At 74.1% G+C, this 20,401-nt stretch carries 21 protein-coding genes and 1 pseudogene; 13 read left to right on the forward strand and 9 right to left on the reverse strand.

Annotated features, from left to right (window positions below; all coding sequences use genetic code 11):
- Nucleotides 1–116: 116 nt before the first annotated feature.
- Complete coding sequence (locus ACIQ9G_RS07650; RefSeq protein ID WP_403607400.1) at nt 117–1,076, forward strand: restriction endonuclease; 960 nt, start codon at nt 117–119, stop codon at nt 1,074–1,076.
- Here ACIQ9G_RS07650 and ACIQ9G_RS07655 read toward each other — a convergent pair.
- Together ACIQ9G_RS07655 and ACIQ9G_RS07660 are read right to left on the reverse strand one after the other, a co-directional pair.
- Nucleotides 1,054–2,016 carry a LysR family transcriptional regulator gene (locus ACIQ9G_RS07655; protein ID WP_403607401.1) on the reverse strand — a complete coding sequence of 321 codons (963 nt, stop codon included), beginning with the start codon at nt 2,014–2,016 and terminating at the stop codon, nt 1,054–1,056. The two genes, ACIQ9G_RS07650 and ACIQ9G_RS07655, sit on opposite strands and share 23 nt — an antisense overlap.
- Before the next feature lie 13 nt (nt 2,017–2,029).
- Nucleotides 2,030–3,922: an FUSC family protein gene (locus ACIQ9G_RS07660; protein ID WP_403607402.1), complete on the reverse strand. Its 1,893-nt coding sequence runs from the start codon at nt 3,920–3,922 to the stop codon at nt 2,030–2,032.
- 663 nt (nt 3,923–4,585) lie between these two features.
- On the opposite strand from ACIQ9G_RS07660, the gene ACIQ9G_RS07665 reads away from it, so the two are divergent.
- Both ACIQ9G_RS07665 and ACIQ9G_RS07670 read left to right on the forward strand, forming a co-directional pair.
- Entirely contained in the window at nt 4,586–5,038 is a 453-nt protein-coding gene (locus tag ACIQ9G_RS07665) for a flavodoxin family protein (RefSeq protein WP_403607403.1), read from the forward strand.
- 166 nt (nt 5,039–5,204) lie between these two features.
- Nucleotides 5,205–5,381, forward strand: coding sequence for a hypothetical protein (locus ACIQ9G_RS07670; RefSeq protein ID WP_402438692.1), 177 nt, complete (start codon nt 5,205–5,207; stop codon nt 5,379–5,381).
- Nucleotides 5,382–5,654: 273 nt separating this feature from the next.
- Here ACIQ9G_RS07670 and ACIQ9G_RS07675 read toward each other — a convergent pair whose 3' ends face one another.
- The 4 genes and pseudogenes from ACIQ9G_RS07675 to ACIQ9G_RS07690 all read right to left on the reverse strand — a co-directional run.
- Nucleotides 5,655–6,323 (reverse strand): hypothetical protein, encoded by a 669-nt coding sequence (locus tag ACIQ9G_RS07675; RefSeq protein ID WP_403607404.1) that lies wholly within the window; start codon nt 6,321–6,323, stop codon nt 5,655–5,657.
- A 186-nt stretch (nt 6,324–6,509) separates the two neighbouring features.
- A complete protein-coding gene (gene mgrA / locus ACIQ9G_RS07680) occupies nt 6,510–7,553 on the reverse strand; it encodes an L-glyceraldehyde 3-phosphate reductase (protein WP_403607405.1) in 1,044 nt (347 codons plus the stop codon).
- Nucleotides 7,554–7,806: 253 nt separating this feature from the next.
- Complete coding sequence (locus ACIQ9G_RS07685) at nt 7,807–8,301, reverse strand: lamin tail domain-containing protein (RefSeq protein WP_403607406.1); 495 nt, start codon at nt 8,299–8,301, stop codon at nt 7,807–7,809.
- Nucleotides 8,302–8,446: 145 nt separating this feature from the next.
- Nucleotides 8,447–8,827: pseudogene (locus tag ACIQ9G_RS07690) on the reverse strand (cytochrome P450); the annotation flags it as partial.
- Nucleotides 8,828–9,158: 331 nt separating this feature from the next.
- Here ACIQ9G_RS07690 and ACIQ9G_RS07695 point away from each other — a divergent pair.
- From ACIQ9G_RS07695 to ACIQ9G_RS07715, 5 genes are all read left to right on the forward strand, one after another.
- Nucleotides 9,159–10,076: a YhjD/YihY/BrkB family envelope integrity protein gene (locus ACIQ9G_RS07695; RefSeq protein ID WP_403607407.1), complete on the forward strand. Its 918-nt coding sequence runs from the start codon at nt 9,159–9,161 to the stop codon at nt 10,074–10,076.
- A 101-nt stretch (nt 10,077–10,177) separates the two neighbouring features.
- On the forward strand, nt 10,178–10,903 hold the full coding sequence (locus ACIQ9G_RS07700; protein ID WP_403607408.1) for a hypothetical protein: 726 nt from the start codon (nt 10,178–10,180) through the stop codon (nt 10,901–10,903).
- A 57-nt stretch (nt 10,904–10,960) separates the two neighbouring features.
- Nucleotides 10,961–12,586: an MFS transporter gene (locus ACIQ9G_RS07705; RefSeq protein WP_403607409.1), complete on the forward strand. Its 1,626-nt coding sequence runs from the start codon at nt 10,961–10,963 to the stop codon at nt 12,584–12,586.
- Nucleotides 12,587–12,713: 127 nt separating this feature from the next.
- Entirely contained in the window at nt 12,714–13,709 is a 996-nt protein-coding gene (locus ACIQ9G_RS07710; RefSeq protein WP_403607410.1) for an Acg family FMN-binding oxidoreductase, read from the forward strand.
- A gap of 119 nt (nt 13,710–13,828) precedes the next feature.
- Nucleotides 13,829–14,683, forward strand: coding sequence for a SigB/SigF/SigG family RNA polymerase sigma factor (locus ACIQ9G_RS07715; RefSeq protein ID WP_403607411.1), 855 nt, complete (start codon nt 13,829–13,831; stop codon nt 14,681–14,683).
- A gap of 228 nt (nt 14,684–14,911) precedes the next feature.
- Here ACIQ9G_RS07715 and ACIQ9G_RS07720 read toward each other — a convergent pair whose 3' ends face one another.
- From ACIQ9G_RS07720 to ACIQ9G_RS07730, 3 genes are read right to left on the reverse strand one after another with little or no spacing between them, the layout of a single operon-like run.
- Nucleotides 14,912–15,259, reverse strand: a complete 348-nt coding sequence (locus ACIQ9G_RS07720) for a hypothetical protein (protein WP_403607412.1) — start codon at nt 15,257–15,259, stop codon at nt 14,912–14,914.
- Nucleotides 15,256–15,921, reverse strand: coding sequence for an Asp23/Gls24 family envelope stress response protein (locus tag ACIQ9G_RS07725; RefSeq protein WP_403607413.1), 666 nt, complete (start codon nt 15,919–15,921; stop codon nt 15,256–15,258). Before ACIQ9G_RS07725 ends, ACIQ9G_RS07720 begins: the two co-directional genes overlap by 4 nt.
- Complete coding sequence (locus tag ACIQ9G_RS07730) at nt 15,918–16,517, reverse strand: RNA polymerase sigma factor (RefSeq protein ID WP_403607414.1); 600 nt, start codon at nt 16,515–16,517, stop codon at nt 15,918–15,920. Before ACIQ9G_RS07730 ends, ACIQ9G_RS07725 begins: the two co-directional genes overlap by 4 nt.
- Before the next feature lie 202 nt (nt 16,518–16,719).
- Here ACIQ9G_RS07730 and ACIQ9G_RS07735 point away from each other — a divergent pair, with 202 nt between their 5' ends.
- The 5 genes from ACIQ9G_RS07735 to ACIQ9G_RS07755 are packed head-to-tail and all read left to right on the forward strand — an operon-like array spanning nt 16,720 to nt 20,247.
- A complete protein-coding gene (locus tag ACIQ9G_RS07735; RefSeq protein ID WP_403607415.1) occupies nt 16,720–17,223 on the forward strand; it encodes an Asp23/Gls24 family envelope stress response protein in 504 nt (167 codons plus the stop codon).
- A gap of 52 nt (nt 17,224–17,275) precedes the next feature.
- Nucleotides 17,276–17,461: a hypothetical protein gene (locus tag ACIQ9G_RS07740; RefSeq protein ID WP_356183213.1), complete on the forward strand. Its 186-nt coding sequence runs from the start codon at nt 17,276–17,278 to the stop codon at nt 17,459–17,461.
- Entirely contained in the window at nt 17,458–18,777 is a 1,320-nt protein-coding gene (locus ACIQ9G_RS07745; RefSeq protein ID WP_403607416.1) for a DUF6286 domain-containing Asp23/Gls24 family envelope stress response protein, read from the forward strand. Before ACIQ9G_RS07740 ends, ACIQ9G_RS07745 begins: the two co-directional genes overlap by 4 nt.
- Nucleotides 18,774–19,361 carry a hypothetical protein gene (locus ACIQ9G_RS07750; protein ID WP_403607417.1) on the forward strand — a complete coding sequence of 196 codons (588 nt, stop codon included), beginning with the start codon at nt 18,774–18,776 and terminating at the stop codon, nt 19,359–19,361. The genes ACIQ9G_RS07745 and ACIQ9G_RS07750 overlap by 4 nt, the downstream gene beginning before the upstream one ends.
- Complete coding sequence (locus ACIQ9G_RS07755; RefSeq protein WP_403607418.1) at nt 19,351–20,247, forward strand: YihY/virulence factor BrkB family protein; 897 nt, start codon at nt 19,351–19,353, stop codon at nt 20,245–20,247. The genes ACIQ9G_RS07750 and ACIQ9G_RS07755 overlap by 11 nt, the downstream gene beginning before the upstream one ends.
- The last annotated feature ends 154 nt before the right edge of the window (nt 20,248–20,401 follow it).

Consider the following 20,401-nt stretch of genomic DNA (forward strand, 5'->3'; position numbering starts at 1 on the left):
TTGCTCCAGGTAAGGGCATGTCAGATCGGTGGGGGAACCGGGTCGGTGAAGTGTGCGATCAGGGGCAGACGGGCGGAAGTGATCTTCACGACCAGCCGAGGAGGGGCAGCACCGCCGTGACCACACCCGCACGCCGCATCAGACGGACCGACCGCCGACGCGCCTTCGATCTCCGAGCCACCGCCCTGTGCTTCGGCATCCTCGCCGCCGCGGTGACCATCCTCGGTCTCACCGCACGCACGGCGGCCGCCGCCGTGGAACAGCGCCCGGCCTGGGCCGTCGTCCTGGGCCTCCTCGTCACGGCCGCCGTCCTCGCCGCGCGGCGCCGGCGGCGCGGCTACGCGGTGAAGCGGGCCGCGTACCGGGCCGCCATCGCGCTGGACGAGGCGACGAGGACGGCGCTCGACGCGCTGGAGACGCCTCCCGGCCCCGTCGCGTCCGCCCGGCCGGTACCCCACGCGGCGGACGCGTACGTTCTGGCGCCCCGCGCCGGTGACGCGGACCCGCACGCGGACCCGCACCTCACGCCGTACGCCGATCCGCCCGTCTCTTCGGACACCGGGCCAAAAAGCGCCCCGGGGGCCGGCTTTCAGGAGACCGTCGCCCTCGTGACCACCGAGCTGCCCGCCCGAGGCTCGGAGGCCGGAGGCGTCGACTACGAGGCGCTGGATCCGTACGAGTTCGAGCAGGCGATAGCCGCGCTGTGCGAGCGGGACGGATGCTCCTCCGTCGAGGTCGTCGGCGGAGCCGGAGACCTCGGCGCCGACGTCCTCGCCGTGACCCCGGACGGGCGGCGTGTCGTCATCCAGTGCAAGCGCTACTGCGCCACCAACCGGGTGGGCTCGGAGGAGCTCCAGCGCTTCGGCGGGACCTGCTACACGGTCCACGGGGCGGACGTCGCGGCCCTCGTGACCACCAGCGACTTCACGGCCCCGGCGGTCGAGTACGCCGAGCAGTGCGGGATCGTCTGCGTGGACCGGCAGGCGCTCCAGGCCTGGAGCGACGGTACGGGACCGGAGCCCTGGGCCGCCGTGGACGGGAGCCGGGTTCCCCTCACGGAGCCGTGCCCGGAGTGATCCGGTCCGCATCCGTGTCGGAGGTCGTGTCCGTGTTCGTGTCCGTGTCGGCGGTCGCGGCCGTCGCGGCGAGGGCGTGGTCGAGGAAGCGGCGGTCCGCCGGTGGCAGGGTCCGGCCGGAGAGCCAGGCGATGCCGATGTCCCGGGCGCCGCGCACGTCGGTGATCTCCAGGTAGCGGATCGGGAAGTCGGGCGCCGCCGCGGTGTCGGGCGACGAGGGGATGAGGGAGACGCCCAGACCGGCCGCGACCAGGCCGCGCAGGGTGTGGACCTCTTCACCCTCGAAGCCGACGAGCGGGGTGAACCCGGCCTGGCGGCACAGCGTCTCGGTGATGCCGCGCAGACCGTATCCCGGTTTGAGCAGGATGAAGGGCTCCCCGGCGACCTCGGCCAGGCGCACCCGGGGGCGCAGCGCCAGCGGGTGCCGCGTGGGGACGGCGAGCCACAGCGGCTCGACCAGGAGCCGCCGCCAGGTGATCAGCGGATGGCCCGGGTCGTCGCTGGTGATGATCAGGTCCGCGGTGGCGTCGAGCAGATGCTGGACCAGCCCGTTCTCCTCGTGCTGGTGCAGCTCGAACCGGATCTGCGGATACGCCTCGCGGAACCCGGTCACCAGCTTGGGCACCAGCCAGGTGCCGAGCGTGTGCAGGAACGCCAGTGACACCACACCCGCGTCCGGGTCGACGACCTCGGCGACGGCCCGCCGGCCGCGGTCGTAGCTGTCGAGGACGGCGTCGACGTACTCCTTGAAGACCCGTCCCGCCGGCGTCGGCCGCAGCACGCGGCCGACGCGCTGGAGGAGCTGCGCGCCCACCTCCTCCTCCAGCCGGTTCAGCGCCCGGGACAGGGCGGGCTGGGTGACCCGGGCCTCCGCGGCGGCCTCGGTCACCGTCAGGCCGCCGGCCACCGCCCGGAAGGAGCGCAGTACCTGGAGATCCATCTCCGTCATTCTGTCAGGGCACGCGAGTGGGCGCGGAGTGTCGGGTGGCCGCGTGCGCGGAGGCCGCCGGGGTGGCGGCCAGGGTCCGTGCGGACACCGCGTCGCAGAGCTGCTCGGCCGTGCTGATGGCCGCCTCCCAGTCCGGCAGCCGCCGCCCAGGATGCCCAGGTTCGTCGTGGGCGTGCGTGGCGGCCCGCCGGGCCTGCGCGAGCTGCTGGTAGGCGGCGCGGCGCAGCGCGTGCCGCTGGGAGAGGGTGGCGGTGGGGGCCAGATCGCGGTACCGGTACGCGGCGGACAGCGCGGCCTCGGTCTGCGCGGAGGCGCGCCCGGCCGCCGAGTCGGGCCACAGTGCGAAGTGCGCGACGAGCACGATCGCCGCGGCCAGGGCCGTGTCGAGGATCCGCGCCCCGTACAGCGCCCGGTGGTCGCCGAGCAGATCGACCAGGACGAACACGATCGCGGTCAGGCCCAGCGTGGCCAGCGCGTAGTGGTGGCGCACGCCTACGGCCATCAGGGCGCCGAAGGCGGCCACCGCGCCGATGAGGGCGTACGTGTCCGTGGTGAGCAGGGTCACCGCGCCGATGGCGGCCACCCCGACGACGGTGCCGGCGCAGCGGTGCAGGGCCCGCCGGAACACCGGGCCGAAGTCGGGCTTGTAGACGAACACCACGGTCATCGGGAGCCAGTACCCGCGCGGGCCGTGCAGCAGCAGCGCGCACAGCTGCGCGACGAGCACGCAGGCCGCCAGCAGGACGGCGTACCGCATATGTGCCGCTCGCCCCTCCCACGGGCGGAGCGGCGGATGCAGGGCCACCTCTGGCATTCCCGCCCGGTCGGTCTCCGCGCACAGCTCGGCGAGCGCCCGCAGGCCCGGCGACCCGGCCGGGACGTCGAGCACGGCACCCTCCCGGTCGGACCGGTCGGACCGGGCGGGCGGGGCGGAGCAGTCGGGAGGGGCGGAGCGGTCGGAGTGGCCGGACCAGTCGGCCTCCTCGGACTCGCCGGACGGGACGGGGGCGGCGCCGGAGTCGGTGGCGGGAGTCATGCGGGTGTCCGGCAGCAGTCGCTCCGCCATGGCCAGCGGTAGGCGCGTCGCGGCCGGAGGCAGCGGACGCGCCTCCCACACCAGCGCCGACGTCACCTCGCCCAGCCGCACGGCCGTGTGGAAGGCCCGCAGCAGCGCCCGCCGCTCCGGCTCCGCCCGGTCGCCGCGCGACGAAGGGCGGCGCATCGCCTGCTGGGCGTGGTCCAGCGCGGCGGTCAGCCGGCGCCGCGCGGCTTCGGCGGCGGGGGAGCCGGCCGCCGACAGCGCTTCGGAGGAGGCCCGGTACACGGCGAGCACCGCGGCACGTTCGATGTCGTGCCGGCGCCACAGCCAGGGGGCCGCGGACAGTACGACGACCAGGCCCACCCCGGCGAGCAGCGCGAGGGGCGCCTGCCACCAGGGACCCGGCATCGGGATGCCGCCGCCGATCGTCACGCCGAGCAGGAGGTGCATGCCCGCCACGGAGGCCACCGCACCGCGCAGACTGACCGAACCGGCTGCCAGCGCGGCGACGACCAGGCAGACCGTCACCGCCGTCTGCTGCCCGTTGCGGAGCGCGAGCTCCCCGGCGAGCAGGCCGAGCGCGGCGGCCAGGCCCATGAGACCGAGCCGCCGGACCCGCAGCCGGTACGGGTCGGCACCGTCCTGGCTCACCCCCCACAGGGCCCCGATCGCGGCGAGCACGGACGGGACGACGGCCCCGGTCAGCATGCCGACGAGGAGCGGTACGGCCAGTGCGACGGCACCCCGCGCCGCCGCCGCGAGGGGCAGCGAGCCGAGCCGGACGCCGGCGCGGCGCAGCCTCGACGGCGGGACGTCGCGCGGCGAGCGCCCCGGTCGTTCACGGGCTGCTGAGGTCATACGAGCGCTGTCCTTTCGAATGCCGACTCGGCGGTCGACGGCGTGCGATGTCCGGTCGGCCGACCGGACCGGCGAGTTCACCGACGGGGGCGGAGCCGAGGGGGACCGATGAGAGAGAAGGTGTACGGCGGGGGCGCCCCCACGAGGGCGGGCCGTGGCTCGCCGGGTGGCGGCCGGGCTCGGGTACCCGGGCGGAACCCGCGTACTCGGTGGGGCCCGCGTCGTTGCGGTCGGGCGCCGCCGGTTCCAGGATCGCGTGCGAGGTATCCATGCGTCCAATGCCTGTCGGATCGGTGTTCCATGCGCTTACGGCATACCGAATGCTCAGACCCATCTTCCGGCCGTCCTCGGAGATCACGTCTTCCGTCCGTCCTCGGAGATCAACCGTTCGGCGCAGCCTGAGGTCCGGCCGCCGGGGAACCCGCCCCCGCACCGGGATGTGCTCCTCCTTCCGTGTCCCGGGGAGTGGGAGTGCCGCAGTGCGGAACCCGAGCCGACTGCGGCACTCCCGCTCAAGTGGCGACCAGCGCGGCGGTCGGCAGCAGTCCCGCTGGAAACGGCCCAACCGACCGCGCGTGCGGGTGCGGGCGGACGGCCGTCCCGTGAGTGCCGGGGGTGCACGGCGTTTGCGGCCGGAGGGGGCGCCGGGGGAAGGTGCGTGACGTGCCTACCTTGCTGATCGTGCATCACACGCCCTCGCCGAACTGCCAGACCATGTTCGAGGCCGTGGTCTCCGGCGCCACGAGCCCGGAGATCGAGGGCGTCCGCGTGGTGCGGAAGGCGGCGCTGTCCGCCACGGCCGCCGATGTCCTCGCCGCCGACGCGTACCTGCTCGGCACCCCGGCGAACCTGGGCTACGTCTCCGGCGCCCTGAAGCATTTCTTCGACCAGATCTACTACCCGTGCCTGGACGAGACCCGGGGACGGCCCTTCGGCTACTACGTGCACGGCGGCAACGACGTCACCGGAGCGGTGCGTGCCATCGAGTCGATCACCACGGGCCTCGGCTGGCGCCTCGCGGCCGAGGCGGTGCGCGTGACCGGCGAGCCGGGCAGGGCCGACGTCGAGGCGTGCTGGGAACTGGGCGCGGTGGTGGCCGCCGGACTGACGGACTGACGGACTGAAGGGGCTGCAGGGGCTGAACGAACTGAACGGACCGATGGACTGACCACTCCCTCCGGGCCGCGGTCCGTCCGGGCCCAACCGCCTGTATGCGAGGGCCGGTCGGGGGCATCCGCAGAGCACGACACATGAGAACTCCACTCTGCGAAAGGAAGCCCTCGTGCTGGCCATCGTCTCCGCGGTCCTGTTCTTCATCTCCTTCCTGATCAACGCGGCCGACATCTCGACCAACGGCACCTTCACCTCCACCAACATCATGCTCATCGGTCTCGCCCTGCTGGCCCTGCACGTCGCGGGCATCGGCAGCGGCTGGTCGGTCCGCGGCCGCAGACGCTGAGCGCGCGGCGGGGCGCCGACGGCGCCTTGGTGATCGGCGGCCTGCGGCCGCCGGACTCGCCGAGGCGCCGTCGGCGCCCCGCCGCATGCCCCGCGTCGCCGCCCCCTCCGCCATGCGGACACCGGTGTCCGGCTTCCGCTCTTGACTTCCGGGACGCGACGGCCCTGAACCGCAACGCGGACGCCCTGGCGTACGCCGTGTGGGCGCTGTCGTCCTAGCGCACCGCCGTCCGTCCGGTCGAAGGCACCACTGTGCGGTCCTGTTGACGTTCCTTCAGGAGATGTCGATCAGGTGGTGCAGGGGCGTGCCGTGGGCCCATCGGTGCAGGAGGGCGCCGTCCATGAGACGGGTGCCGCCCTGTCGCCGGGCCCACAGCACGTCCCGGGCGCTGAACGTGCCGCGGTGCACCACCAGGTGCAGCGGCGGCCCGGGCCCCGTCCCGCGGGCGGGCGCGTCCTCGTCCGGCAGCGGCTCGGCCACCGGACGGAAGACGACCTCCAGCCGCTGTCCGCGGCCGCGCCGGGCGGCCCGCACCCGGGGGCGGACGCGTTCCCCGGGCGGGGCCGTGACGTGCCAGCCGTCCCGGCGCAGCATGCGCGCCACGGCCAGGGCGAGGCCGGACGCGTCGAGATCCGCTATCTCCTCGGCGGTGTAGTAGCCGAGGCGCCGCCGGGTGAGCGGACGCCGGTGCCGTACGGCGATGACGACCACCAGGGCCAGACAGCCCAGGCCCGCCAGCGGAGCGTCGGCGCCCACGGCGCGGTACGCCGAGGCCGCGCCCGCGACCGTCAGGCACACGGTCAGGACGAGGTAGCTCAGCGCGGGCAGCACCTCGCGGAACTCGGGCCCGTAGCGGCCCTGGGCGCGCAGCAGGCGCACCGTGCGCCGCCGCCGTTCCCGGCGCGGCTCGCGTCGACCGGATCCGTGCCGCCTCCAAGCCACCAGGGTCGGCTCCCCCTTGCCCTGCGCGTGCGGGCGTTGTGGGGGAGCGATACCCGTCCGTGCGGCGCGGGCCGCGCCGGGAGCGGCTTTCGGCCGGTACTCGCCGCAGAACTGACCGGGATCCGGCCCCGCGCGCGTGTGTCTCGCGGGGCCGGATCCCGGTGGGCGCGGCTCAGGAGGCGGAGGTCAGCCCAGGTTGCCGGTGCGGGCGTCCCGCCACAGGTCGACGCCGCCGTCGGTGGCGTACTTGTCGATCTCGGCCAGTTCCTCGGCGCCGAAGTCGAGGTTGCCGAGCGCGGCGACGTTCTGCTCCAGCTGCTCCACCCGGGAGGCGCCGATGACCAGCGAGGTGACGCGCTCGTCGCGCAGGGCCCAGGCCAGCGCCATCTGGGCCAGGGTCTGGCCGCGGCGGGCGGCGATGTCGTTGAGGGCGCGGAGCCGGTGCAGCATGTCGTCGGACAGCCAGCCGGTGTCGAACGAGGTGCCCTGCGCGGCCCGTGAGTCCCGCGGGACCCCGTCGAGGTAGCGCCCGGTCAGCAGCCCCTGGGCGAGAGCGGTGAAGCCGATGACACCGAACCCCTCCTCCTGGGCGGCGTCCAGCAGGCCCTCCGTCTCGATCCAGCGGTTGACCATGCTGTACGACGGCTGGTGGATGAGCAGCGGGGTCCCGAGGTCGCGCAGGATGGCGACGGCCCGACGGGTCCGCTCGGTGTCGTACGAGGAGATGCCGACGTAGAGGGCCTTGCCCTGGCGGACCGCGGTGTCCAGCGCGCCCATCGTCTCCTCGAGCGGGGTGCTCGCGTCGAGGCGGTGGGAGTAGAAGATGTCCACGTAGTCCAGGCCCATGCGCCGCAGGGACTGGTCGAGCGAGGCCAGCACGTACTTGCGGGAGCCGCCGCCCTGGCCGTAGGGGCCGGGCCACATGTCCCAGCCCGCCTTGGTGGAGATCACCAGCTCGTCCCGGTAGGGCGCGAGGTCCTGCTTCATCAGCCGCCCGAAGTTGATCTCCGCGGAGCCGTAGGGCGGGCCGTAGTTGTTCGCGAGGTCGTGGTGGGTGATCCCGAGGTCGAAGGCGCGCAGCGCGATCTCGCGCTGTGTCTCGAACGGCCGGTCGTCCCCGAAGTTGTGCCAGTAGCCCAGGGACAGGACGGGGAGGTCGAGTCCTGAGCGTCCGGTGCGGCGGTAGCGCATGGTGCCGTTGTAGCGCTCGGGGTCCGCGACGTGGTTCATCGGGTGATCTCCGAAAGTGGTGCAGGGAAGGGTTGTCCCCGCCGGATCAGCGGACACAGGGGGACGTGTTCACCCTGCGCCTCGTTGATCCTGAAGTCCAACCGTTCCTTCGCATCGCATTCAGAAGCACCGCTGATGAATACGGTCGCCGGGCCGTGGTCGCCGGACTGCCGGGCCGCGGCCGCCGGACCGCCGTCGGGGCGGCTTTCCCGGGACGCTCGGTCCGCCGGGAAAGCCGTCCCGCGCGGGGATGTCAGCCGTGGTAGGTGATGTACCCGTTGCCGTCCCGGTCGTCGCGCGAGGCGGTGTACGCGTGCGTGTCCGCGTGGGCGCCGGACGGCTTGTACAGGTAGATGGTGTCCTTGTCGTTGTTCCAGATGAAGTTGCAGTTCTGGCGGTAGGCGACATTGTTCGCGTCGGAGTCGGTGCCGTGACCGCCGCGCAGCTTCACGTAGTCGCCGGGCTGCAGGTAGTGGTTCGCGGGGAACGTGAACCTGTTGCCGGCGGCGTCCTTCACGACGTAACCCCTGAGGTTGACGGTCGCGGTGCCGGAGTAGTTCTTGATCGTCAGGTACTCCGACTTGGTGTTGCCGGTCGAGCAGCTGTTGGAGTCCCGCCCGGGAGCGTCGAACTGGACGCCCTTGATCTTGAGCGCCGACGAGTACTCGGTGGCCTGGGCCGGCCCGGCGGCCAAGACGGCGAACGTACCGGCGGTGGCGGCGACGGCCAGGGCAGAGCGTATGCGCATTGAGGTCCCCCCTCGGTGAAACGGCTGAAGCGCCTGGAGCATATCCGAAGGTGAGAGCAAGGTGTGGGCAAGGTGGAGAAAATGTGAAGGCGCGGAAGGGGGGCGGGCGGCCCACGTGCGCGATCTCGGCCGCCCGCCGTACGGCCTACGGGTTGAGCCTGACCGGAAGTTCGAAGAGGTCGTTCTGCGTCACCACCGGCTTGTTGCGCAGCTCCGACACCGGGACCGCGAGGTCCAGACGCGGGAAACGGGCGTACAGGGCCGGCAGCGCGACGGCCGCCTCCAGCCGGGACAGGGCCGCGCCCGGGCAGACGTGCGGGCCGTGCCCGAAGGAGATGTGACGGTTCCTCGGCTCCCGGGTCACGTCGAAGTCGCCCGCGTCGGGCCCGTACGCCCGCTCGTCACGGCCGAGCGCGCCGTACGACACGATCAGGGCGTCGCCCGCGGGGATCACCTTGTCGCCCACCGGCACGTCCTCGGTCGCGAAGCGGATCAGCACGTGCGAGGTCGGCGTGGACCAGCGCAACCCGCCGTGGAGGTGCCCGCCGTGACCGATGCCGTCCTCGAGGCCGACTTCTCCTCCCCCGCCAGTGGGGTGCGGGCCGGTGCTGGGCCTGTCCGGGAGGCGGACCCGTGAACCCCGACGACGACAAGCTGGACCACCTCGTGCCGGACCCGCCCGCCGCCGCGGCGGCGCGCCACCCGCCGCGACGACGGGCGGCCGAGGGAGGCCGCGCCCGCCCCGCCGTGTCGTCCCCGGTCACCGCCCGGCCATCCGTTAGCCTCCCGTCGTCCGGCGGGTTTCGACGTGCACGGAGGACAGGACGGCGGGCATCGATCGCGAGCGCCTCATCGGAGTGCTGACCTTCTGGCTGCGTCCCGCCTTCGCGCTGCGCGTGATCAACCGGTTCCAGAAGGTCGTGGGCTTCGACCGCGCGATGGCCCTGGCGTCCGGCGCGCTGACGGCGCTGGTCTCGGTCGTGATCCTCACCGGCGCCCTGCTGAACGGACTCGGCGGCGAGGACACCGCCGACCGCATCATCAAGCGCTACGGCCTCACCCAGTCGGGCGCGGAGACCGTCAGGTTCCTCTTCACCCCGGCCGAGGGGGAGAGCACCGGGGTCGGCTTCTTCGGAGCGGTGTTCCTGCTGATCTCCGCGCTCAGCTTCGCCCGGGCCACCCAGCGGCTGTTCGAACAGACCTGGGAACTCAGGCCGCTCGGCGTGCGCAACACGCGCAACGGCCTGTGGTGGATCCTCACCCTCGCCGTCTACGTGGCGGTGACCGGCTGGCTGTACGCCGTCTTCGGCAGGGGGCGGTTCGGCCTGGTCGCCTCCCTGTACGAGGGGCCGGTGACCGCCGTGTTCCTCATGTGGAGCGGCCGGATCCTCTCCGCGAAGCGGATCACCCCGCGAGAGCTGGCCCCCTTCGCGGTGATCGCGGCCGTCCTCTCGGCGCTGTACTCGGTGGGTGCCACCTTCTACCTGCCGCACCTGTTCAACTCCTACGCGGCCCGCTACGGCTCGGTCGGCGTCGTCTTCGCGATGATCTCGGCGCTCTTCGGCGTCATGCTGGTCCTCGTGGCCTCGGCGGCGGTGGGCCGCGAGGTGCGGGACGAACTGGTCCGGATCGGGCAGGGGCGCCGGCCCTCCGCGGACGAGGTCCGCCGGGAGTGGGACACCCTGAGGGCCCAGGCCCGGCTGCGCCGGCGCTCCGCCCGCACCCGCATCTCCCGCCGCCGGGACGGGAACCGCGACCCGGACTCCCGGGGCTGACCGGCGCCCCCGGCGGGCCGAACGGCCCTCGCACCCCTCCCGCCGCCCCTGGTAGTCCGGAAGCAGACGCAGACCCGGGGAGGACACCCAGGGAGGCCACGATGCCCACGCGACGCACACGCCGGCACCGGGCGTACACCCGACCGCGGAACCTTCCGCTCTCCCGCGTCTCCCGGGCCCTCCCCGTCGTCCTGGCCTGCGGGGCACTGGCCGCCTACGCGCGGTGGATCCGGCCCGGGCTGCTGACCTGGGGCGCGACACGCGAGGAGATCACGCGGGTCTACCCGGGCGACGAACTCGTCCCCGACGCCGACGCCACGTCGACCATGGCGACGACCCTGCCGGCACCGCCCGAGACGGTGTGGGCCTGGCTGGTGCAGATGGGATACGACCGCGGGGGCTGGTACAGCTGGGACTGGCTGGACCACTACGGCAGACCGAGCGCCGACCACATCGAGCCCCGGTGGCAGGCGCTGGAGGAGGGCCAGAGCATCGACACGGCGCGTGGCGGCCGGACCTGGTTCTCCGTGGCGCTCCTCGCACCCCACCGCACCCTGGTCCTGCGCTCGGACCTCGACCTGACCCGCGGCCACTCCTTCGACCGTGGCTCGGAGCCGGCGCCCCGGGCCCGCCTCGACGGGATCTGGGGCTTCCACCTGGCACCCGCCCCCGGCGGCGGAACGCGCCTGGTGGTCCGCACCCGCGGACTCGGCCGCCCACGGCCGCTCACCCGGCCGTTGGACCTGCTGCTCGGCGAGCCCGCCCACTTCGTCATGCAGGCCCGTCAGTTCCAGAACCTGCGCACCCGGGTCGCGGCGGCGGCGTGACGGCGCGCGAACGGGAGGACGCCGCGGCCCGCGCCCCGGCCGGCCGCTGGAGTGCCGATGAGAACAGGTGAGGGCGGCGCGGCCGCCGTGCGCGAGGCCGGGGGGACGCCGAAGTTCACCGGGGCGCTCCTGCTCGCCGTGCTCGGGCCCGCGGTGTCGTTCACCGTCACCGCCATCGACCCCCTCATGCTGAGCCTGAACCTGCCCCTGATCGGCCGGACCTTCGGCGTACCGCCCGACGTCCTCGGGTTCCTGGGCGGGGCGGCGACGCTCGTGGTGGCCTCCGCCGTCCTGGCCGTGGGCAATCTGGGCGACGCCCACGGACCCAAGCGGCTCCTGGTCGCGGGCCTGGCCGCCGGGATCGTGGTGAACCTGCTCTCCACGCTCTCGCACAACTACCCGTTCCTGCTGGCGATGCGTCTCCTGGACGGGCTGGCCATGGCCGCGATGCTGGGGCTGTCCCTGGCCCTGCTCACCGTCTCCGTGCCCTCGGGCTCCCGGCCCCTCGCCCTCGGCGTGTTCATGGCCGTCGACATGGGCCTGTACGGGGTGACCCCGCTGGTCGGGGGAGCGGTGGTGGACTGGCTGGGCTGGCGGGGTGTCTTCCTGCCGGCCGCCCTGCTCTCGCTGGTGGCCCTGGTGCTGACCGTCCGTCACGTCGCCGTGCCGCCCGGCCACCGCACCTCCCGGCTCGACGTCGCCGGAGTGACCCTGTTCGGTCTCGCCCTGCTGGCCTTCGTCCACGGCATCGGCGCGGCACAGAACGGGCTGGGACACCCGCAGGCCTGGATCCCGCTGACGGTCAGCGCCCTCACCGCGGCCGCGTTCGTCCGCCACGAGCGCAGGACACCGGAACCGGCCATGCCGCTGGAACTGTTCCGCGGACGGCCCTTCGCGGTCGCCGTGCTGGCAGCCCTGACCCTGAACTTCCTCTCCGCCGGGTTCAGCGTCGTCCTCGGGCAGTTCGGCTCCGGCGTGCTCGCGCTGTCCACACAGGAGGTCGGCCTGCTGTACCTGCCCGGCACCGCGGTGATCGTGGCGGCCGGCATCTACACCGGGCGGATCATGGCGGCGTACTCGCCCAGGCCGGTCATGCTCACCGGCCTGACGGTGCTGATCGCCAGCAGTCTGCTGACGGCGGCCACCGCCGAGGCACGGATGGCCCTGTGGCTGCTCGTCCTGGCCACCTGGAGCTGCAACCTCGGCACCTTGATCACCTCGGCCTCCGCCTCCGAGACGATCCTGTCCCACACGCCCCCCGGCAAGGCCGGCACCACCGCCGCCGTCCAGCCGGCCTTCGGCATGACCGGCTACGCCCTGGGCCCCACGGTCTACCTGCTGTTGCTGGACCTGTTCTTCGAACGCCGGTGGACCGCGGACGCCGAGGCACGCGGGATGTCGCTGAGCCAGGCCGGAGAGGCCGTCGACACGGTCCGGGGCGCCATGGCCACCAGCCCCGGCACGGCCGGGTACGACCCGAACCTGCTCCGGCAGGCGTCCGGACTGGACCTCGCCCTCGACTTCACCAACGGCCTGCGCCTGACGATGCTCACCGTCAGCGCGGCGCCCCTGCTGGTGCTGGTGGCCGCGTACAAGGTGATGCCGCGCCGCTCCGGACGCGCCCCGCGGAGCGAGGGACGCGCCCCGCGCGGCGACGGGCACGCACCGCGGAGCGACCAGTGAGACCCCGGGCGGCGATCGGGGAACGGATCGCCGGACCCGGAGGCGGGCCGAGCTGTGACGGAGTCCGCCTTCGGGTACTGCTAGAACAGGGCCGGCGTCCGTCGCCGGCCGGTGAGGAGACGGTCCGATGACCGCGGGAGACATCGACGTCGGGACGGTGGGAGCGCTCGTCGCGGAGGCGGTCCTCGCCCCGTCCATGCACAACGCGCAGCCCTGGACGTTCCGCTTCCTGACGGACCAGGGTGTCCTCGAACTGCGCGCCGACCTCGCACGGGCCATGCCGCGCACCGACCCCGACAACCGGTCGCTGTACATCGGCTGCGGAGCGGCCCTGTTCAACCTGCGCGTGGCCGCCGCGCACGAGGGGCTCGCGCCCGAGGTCCGGCTGTTGCCCGACCCCGGCGACCCGCACCTGCTGGCCGCGCTGCGCCTCGCACCCGCCGGCCCCGGCGGGGCGCCCGACGACGAGCTGGCGCGGCTGCACCCCGCGCTCCGGCGGCGGCACACCAGCCGGCACCCCTTCACGGACCAGCCGATCCCGCAGCCCGTACGGGAGGACCTGCACGAGGCCGCCGAGCAGGAGGGGGCCTCGCTCGCCTTCGCCCAGCCCTGGCACGGCGACTTCGTCCTGGAACTGGTGCGCGACGCCGAGGCCCGCGACCAGTCGGACCCCGCCGGACGTGAGGAACTGGAGCACTGGACCCGGCTGGGCGCCGAGGCGGAGACGGCCGTCGACGGAGTGCCCGAATACGCCTTCGGGCCGCGCAAGACCGACGGCAAGGCCCCCTGGCGCGACTTCGCCGGCCGACGGACCACGGCCGACCACGGGGCGACCGCCTTCGAACGCAGTCCGCAGCTGGCACTGCTGAGCACCCCGAGCGACAGCCCGGCGGACTGGCTGCGCGCGGGCCAGGCGCTGGAGCGCGTCCTGCTGAGGGCGACCCTGGCCGGTCTGGCCGGCTCGCTGACCTCGCACCTGCTGGAGAGCGGCGACCTGCGCGGGCTGAGCCGGGACCCCGTCGTCGGGGAGGGCCCGGTCCAGATGGTGCTGCGCCTGGGCTACGGCCCCCAGGGCGTCGTGACGCCGCGCCGCCCCGTGTCGGAGGTGCTCACCATCGTGTGACGCCCGTACGGCGTCCATATTTTCCGCATGAGTTTTCTGCACGCGGGTGTGTATGCGTAAGTCGGGGGTATCCGGTGCTCACCGTGGTCAGGCACGGGACCGGCTAGCAGGGGAGGGGCATGATGACGGCGACAGCGACGGCGGCAGCGGCGGTGGAGACGAGGACGGTGCGGCTGCCGGAGGTCGAGGAGCCCTCCAAGGTCGCCCCGAAGGACGCCCGCGAGCTGAGCAAGCTGTTCTTCGACCAGCTCGCGGTCCTGGAGGAGGGCACGCCCGAGCACCAGTACGCCCGGAACACGCTGATCGAGATGAACATGTCCCTGGTGCGGTTCGCCGCCGCGCGGTTCCGCAGCCGCGGGCCGGGCGAGATGGAGGACATCGTCCAGGTCGGAACCATCGGACTGATCAAGGCGATCGACCGGTTCGAACTGGCCCGCGAGGTCGAGTTCACCTCCTTCGCCATCCCTTACGTGGTCGGTGAGATCAAGCGCTTCTTCCGGGACACCTCCTGGGCCGTCCACGTGCCGCGGCGCCTCCAGGAGGCGCGCGTGCAGCTGGCCCGCGCCACCGAGGAACTCAGCAGCCGGCTCGGCCGCACGCCGACGGTGAAGGAACTGTCGCAGCTGATGAGCCTGTCCGAGGAGGAGGTCATCGAGGCCAGGCTGGCCTCGAACGGCTACAACTCCGCCTCCCTGGACGCCGCGATCGGCGGCAGCGAGGACGGCGAGACCGTGCTGGCCGACTTCATCGGCGCGCAGGACGGTGCCCTGGAGCTGGTCGAGGACTTCCACGCGCTGGCGCCGCTCATAGCCCAGCTGGACGAACGAGACCGCCAGATCATCCACATGCGCTTCGTCGAGGAGCGCACCCAGGCGGAGATCGGCGAACGCCTCGGCGTCTCCCAGATGCACGTCTCCCGGCTGCTGTCCCGCCTGCTGGCCCGGCTCCGCGAAGGCATGCTCAGCGCCTCCTGATCAACGCCCCCGCGCCCCGCGCCGTCCGGCCGCCCGCCGGACACCCCGCGCCCAGCCGCCCGTGACGACCGGCCGCCCTGACGCACGGCCGCCCGTCACGGGCGGCTGTCTGCGTCCGCCGAACAGCCGTCCGCGTCCCCCATACGGTTTTCCGCGTCCGCCACACGGTTGCCCGCGGCCGCCTGCCCGCGCCGGGGGCGGCCGCCGGTCACGGACGGGCGCGGCGCGTCACACCAGGCCGGTGACCGTCACGGTGACACGAGCCGGGACCGCATCCACGGAGAGTCCGGCGGCCATGCACTCCCGCGCGGCGCCCCGGACGGCGCGGGCCACGTCGACCGTCCGGGCCCCGGCCAGGGCCACGAGGTGGATGTCCACCTGCCAGGCGCCGCCGTCCCCGGCCCGGCTCATCCGCACGCCGGCCGGCCGGCCTCCGGCCCGCCCGCGGCCGCCCGCGGTGAGATCGGAACGCAGCCGCCCGTAGACGCCCGGCCTGAGGAAGGCCACACCCGGCACGTCCTCCACGGCCCTGGCGATGTCCCGCTCCAGGCCCGCGTGCAGGTCGGAGTCGCTCATCGGGCACGTCCTTCCCCGGTGCCGTCCCGGTCGTCGTTCAGGTCGTCGGCGTCGTCCGGCACGACGCCCGTCCCGTCCACGAGATCGGTGACTCGGATGTCCACCGTCGAGACCCGCAGACCCAGCCGTTCCTCGGCCGCCTCCCACACCCGGCGGCGGACCCGCTCGGCGGTCTCCGGGAGCGGGACGGTGGCCGGCGCGTGCACTTCCAGGCGTACCTCCACGGCCGGGGAGCCGGTGTCGCGCGGGGGAGTGAGACGGCAGGAGCCCGCGCGGACGCCCGTGACGGTCTCCGCGGCGGCCCGCAGGGTCCGGGCGGCGGGCGCCTCCATGATCCACAGATCCTCCGCGAGGTCGCCCAGAGGCAGCGGACGCCCCGGCCGCAACTCCATCCGGACGACGTCCATCACCCGCCGGGTGAGCCCCGACACGTCGTACGCGGACGCGCTCGCCGTCTCCTCGCGCAGCTCTCGCACGGCCGACTCCAGCCGCTCCAGCTCCCGCACCGCCTCCCGGCAGTGCGGGCAGGAGCGCAGGCGCGGGTCGTCGGCGCGCTGCTCCCAGTCCTGCCAGACCTCGAAGAGCACTCGTCCGCAGGCGAGTCGCTCGTCGTCCCCGCCCCCGGGGGGCGGCGGGTCGTGCGGGTCGATGCGGGTGGTCATCGCCAGGCCCCCAGTGCTTGTGTCAGGCAACGGCGTGCGCGGAAGACGCGGGCGCGGACGGCCTCCTGGGTGATGCCGACCGTTTCCGCGATGAACTCGTACGACCGGCCGTCCCATTCCCTCAGCACCCAGCAGGCGCGCTGCTCGGGTGACAGCAGGTCGAGGGCGTCGCGCATCGCCCGCATCGCGTCCCGGGACTCGGCGATCCGGGGCGGGGACACGGAGTGCTCCGGTGCGGGCACGTCCTCCGCCGTGTCCAGGGGACTGACCGGCTTGCGGGCGCGCAGCACATTGAGGCACCGGTTGGTGACGATCCGGTACATCCAGGTGCCGAAGGCCGACCGCCGCTGGAACTCCGGCAGCCTGCGCCACGCGCTGATGAAGGCGTCCTGGACGGCGTCCTCGGCCTCCACCGGGCTGCCGAGCATTCCGGTGGCCAGCCGTACCAGCGCCGGGGCGTGCCGACGCATCAGCAGCGCGAAGGCCTCCTCGTCACCCTCCGCCGCCCGGACGGTCAGCAGATCGTCGGACAGCCGGGCGTCGTCCACCCCGCCGTCCGCCGTCGGGCGTGCGGTGTCTCTGCGGGCCCCCGCCACAGGGCGGCTCCTCTCGTTCGGTCCTGATCGTTGGACACGGCAGCGTGGTGCCCTGTTACGCGGAATTCCGTGATCGGATGCGAAGCGGACGCACGACCGGCAGGAGCGCCGGGGATTTTTCGGGGAATCCGCGTCACAGACGTGGCCCGGCCGGGTCTGACGCAGTGAGAGCAGTTCACCCGCAGCAGAGAGGACACGGCTCATGACCACGCAGACCTCGCCGACCGCCCCCACGGCCTCCGCTCCCCGCGCCGTACGGACCGAGCAGGCCACGACGGCCCTGGCGGGCGGCACCACCGGCGCCGACCAGCCCGCCGCCACGCGCGGCCGGACCTCGATCGCCGACCTCGTCGTGGTGAAGGTGGCGGGCATCGCGGCCCGGGAGATCCCGGGCGTGTACGCCATGGGCGGCAGCCTGTCCCGCACCATCGGCGCCGTGCGCGACCGCGTGCCCGGCGGCCGGCCGAACGTCGGCCGCGGGGTGAAGGTCGAGGTGGGCGAGCGGCAGACGGCCATCGACCTGGACCTGGTGGTCGAGTACGGCGTTCCCATCACCGACGTGGCCCGGGACGTCCGGGAGAACGTCATCGCCGCCGTCGAGCGCGTCACCGGTCTGGACGTCGTCGAGGTGAACGTCACCGTCAATGACGTCCACCTGCCCGGGGACGACGCCGAGGAGACGACGGCCGAGTCCCGCGTGGCCTGAGCCCACCGCCCGAGGTGGGGGGAAGCGGTACACCGGTGAGAGGTGGACGAGGATGAGTACCGCGTTCGTGGGCATGATCGCCGGTATGGCCCTGGCGTTCGCCGGCTGGTTCGGCGGTTTCGGAGCGTTCCTGCTCGTGGCCGCGCTGGGCGCCCTGGGCTGGGCGGCGGGCCGGTGGTTCGAGGGCGGCGGCCGGGTGCGGGACCTGCGGGACCTGGTCGAACGGGGCCGCCGATGACCACCGGGCCGGAACGGGGGACCATGACGGTCTCGGAGCGGGAGAGCACGACGGTTTCGGAACGGGGCACGACCACGGTCTCGGACCGGGCGGTGCGCAAAATCGCCGCGGCGGCGGCCGGGGAGGCCCTGCCGGGCCGCGAGGCAGGAGCCACGAGCAGCTCGGCCACCGTACGCGGACGCCGGGCGAAGGTGGCCCTCGAGGTGACGCTGCCCTACCCCGCCCCGCTGGCCGAACGGGTACGCGCCGTGCAGCGGCACGTCGCCGCGCGTACCCGCCTGCTGACCGGCCTCGACGTCGCCGAGCCGGTCGTCGACGTCACCGCGCTGGTGGCCTCGTCCGCGCCTGCCGAGCCGCCCACCGCCGGACCGCCCGCCGCCGGACCGGCCGACCCCGCCGCCCGCCCGGGCCCGCGTCGGCGCACCCCGCGACGGTGGTGGTCGCGGCGGCGGCTGCCGACGGCCGCACTCACCCTCGCCGCCGCGCTCGCCTGCGGTGCCCTGGCCTTCGACCTGATCCTCGTGCGCACCGGCCACAGACCGCCCGCGGCCTGGCGCACGGGAGCCGCCGACTGGCTGGCGCACCACGGCCCCGGTGACCCGCCCGTCGCGCTGGCCGGCGCCGTGGCCGCCGGGATCGGCCTCTGGCTGCTGGTGCTCGCCGGCACGCCCGGCCGCCGCGCTGTCCTCCCCGTCATCTCCCCGGCACCGGGTACGGACGTCGCCGTGGACCGTTCCGCGGTGGCCGCCCTGGTCCGGGACGCGGTGGCCGGCACGAGCGGGGTCGGGCCCGTGACGGTGCGGGTGCGCCGCCGCCGCGCCACCGTCCGCGCCGCGCTCGCCTTCGGCGGGGCCGCGACCGCCCGGGACCACGTCACCGAGGCCGCGCGCCACGCCCTGGCGGACTGCCGCCTGCGCCGCACACCGCGCCTGCGCGTGGTCGTCACCCCGGGCCCGGTCTGGACACCACCGGTACCCGAACCCGCGCCCGCGACGCCCGAGGCCCCGCCGCCGGCCCCTGTCACGGCACCATCCTCCGAGACCGATACCGGAGCCATGGCCGAGATTGAGACCTGGGCCGGGACCGGGGCCCCGGCCGGGACCGGGGCTGCGCCCGGGACCGGGGCCGCGCCCGAGGCCGGGGCCGCGCCCGAGACCAGCGCCATGCCCGAGACCCGGGCCACGGCCGAGACCGAGGCCGCGCCCGACACCGAGCCGTCCCTGCCTACCGTGCCGCCCCCACCGGCCGCACCGTCACCACCGGCCCGGGCGGGCGCGACCCCGTCCGGTCCGGCCTCCTCCGAAGGGACCAGATGATGCGACGGCTGCACGCGGCCGTGAACCGGACCGTCCTCACGGTCACCGGCCTGGCGCTGGTGCTCACGGGAGGCCTCCTGGCGGTGGCGCACACCCCGCTCGCGTCCCGCCTGCCGGTCACCTGGCTTCCCCCTCGGCCGGGGGGTCCGCTGCTGGACCCGGACCGCCTCGCCGCGCTCCGCGCGGAGGGCTGGTGGACCACGGCCACGACGGCCGCGTCGATCACCGCCACCCTGCTGCTCGCGCTGTGGAGCGTACGCCAGTACGGCGGCCGCGCCCGCCCGCTGCTGCCGCTGCCGGCGCCCGGCGGCGCGCTCAGGAGGCGCGCCCTCGAGGACGCCCTGGCGCGGCGGATGCTCGGGGTCGAGGGCGTGGCCCGCTGCCGGGTCGGCATCGGTGCCCCGGGCCGTCGGCGGCTCCGTGCCGACGTACGGGTGTGGCTCCTGCCGGACACCGCCCCCGCCGCCGTCCTGCCGTCCCTCACCCGCCTTCTGGCGCAGGCCGAGGAGGCGGCGGCCCCCTACACGCTCAACGGCCGGATCCGCCTCAGCGGCCGCTCCCACCGGATGCCGCATGTCCGCTGAATCACGCACCCAGGGCACCGGACGCCTGCCCCGCGCGCTGCCCCGCCCGCCCGCCGCGTGGTGGCCGGCGCTGCGCAGCACTCCGGTGTCCATGTGGCACGACGACGTGTCCGACTACGCGGCCGCGCTCACGTACTACGCCATCCTGGCCGTGCTGCCCGCGCTGCTCGCCACCGTCATCGCCTTCGGGCTGATCAGCCCCGACACCGCGGAGCGGTTCATCGGCCAGGTCACCGCCTACGCCCCCGCGCAGTCGGGCGCGGAACTGCACGACGTCCTGGCGCGTATGCTGCGCGCCGACTCCACCACCTGGACCCTTCTGGTGACCGGCGCCGGCAGCGCCCTGTGGTCGGCCTCCAGCTATCTGGCAGTCTTCCGCCGCGCGTTGCACCGGATGCACCGGGTGGAGGACCACCGCTCGCCCTGGCGCAGGGCGCACCGCATCGTCCTCACCGCCCTGGCCCTCCTCGGGCTGCTCGTCGTCAGCGCCCTCGTCCTGATCCTCACCGGGCCGGTCGCCGAGTCCGTCGGACGGTTCCTCGGTCTCGACGCGACCGTCGCGTGGGTCTGGAGCCTGCTGCGCTGGCCGCTGCTGATGGGTCTCGCGGTGGTCCTGGTCGTCCTGGTGTTCCACACCGGGCCGGTCCAGGCACGCCGGCACGGCCGCACCTTGCCCGGCGGCGTGCTGGCCGTGGCCCTGTGGCTCGTGGTCTCCGCCGCCTTCGCCCTGTACGCCTCCGCGCTCGGCGCCTACAGCAGGCTCTACGGTTCCCTCGCCGGCGTCGTGGTCTTCCTGATCTGGCTCTGGCTGTCCAACCTGGCCCTGCTCACGGGAGCCCAGTTCACCGCCGAACTGGGCAAGAACCCGGCCCGCCACCGCGTCTGACGGCCATGCGGCGCGCGACCGGGCGGGCCGGCCACCCCTTCGGCCGTATCCACGTGTGGGCCGAACGGGTGTTTTCCGTCCGGCGCTGGTCCGTGTCGGTGACAGGCGCCGTCCCATTCCCGGCCGGGAGCGCGACGATGGTGCCGAGTCCTGC

This window comes from Streptomyces sp. NPDC096152 (genome assembly GCF_044763235.1).
In the GTDB taxonomy this organism is placed as follows: domain Bacteria; phylum Actinomycetota; class Actinomycetes; order Streptomycetales; family Streptomycetaceae; genus Streptomyces.